Genomic DNA, 587 nt, shown 5'->3' with positions numbered 1-587 from the left:
CTGCGGTCTCGCAAGGCGCGAGCCACCGGGTTGCTGCGGCGCGATTTGGCGTGAGCGCTGCGAGCGTAAGCCGATGGCGTGCGCTTGAACGGGAGAAAGGCAAGCTTACACTTGGCCCTTTGGGCGGAGATCGACGATCGGGTCGTATCGAGAAGCATCATGAGCTGATCCGTCGCCTGGTGTCGGAAAATCCCGATATCGGCACGATCGAATTGCAGGCGGTTCTACGTGGCATGGGCCATGAGTTCGGCTACGGCTCCCTGTGGCGTTTCTTCAAACGTCACAAGTTGACGCGTAAAAAAAGACCGGCCACGCCAGCGAGCAGGATCGCCCCGATGCCCTGATCCGGCGGCAGGAATGGTGCGATTCTCCCGCCTCCCGGTTTTTTGAGACACCCGATAAACACGTGAGACACGTGCGGAGGTGTCACGATGAGGAACGACCTGAAGAACGACGCGAAACGCCCGGGGCATGGCGGACGGATGTCACGCCGCCGCAAGAAGGAGGCCGTGCTTCGTCTGCTGCGCGGTGAGGACCTGGAGATGGTCTCGCGCGAAGTGGGCGTGACGGCTGCGACCCTGAGCGGA

Annotated in this window: 2 pseudogenes; both read left to right on the top strand. The window is 62.0% G+C overall.

Features of this window, described 5'->3' with window-relative positions:
• A pseudogene (locus HLH48_RS23905) lies at window positions 1-159 on the top strand (IS630 family transposase); the annotation flags it as partial.
• 77 nt (window positions 160-236) lie between these two features.
• Window positions 237-367, top strand: a pseudogene (locus HLH48_RS23900) (IS630 family transposase); the annotation flags it as partial.
• Window positions 368-587: the final 220 nt, after the last annotated feature.

Source organism: Gluconacetobacter sacchari (assembly GCF_014174255.1).
GTDB lineage: Bacteria > Pseudomonadota > Alphaproteobacteria > Acetobacterales > Acetobacteraceae > Gluconacetobacter > Gluconacetobacter sacchari.
This window is presented reverse-complemented; position numbering and strand designations above follow the sequence as displayed.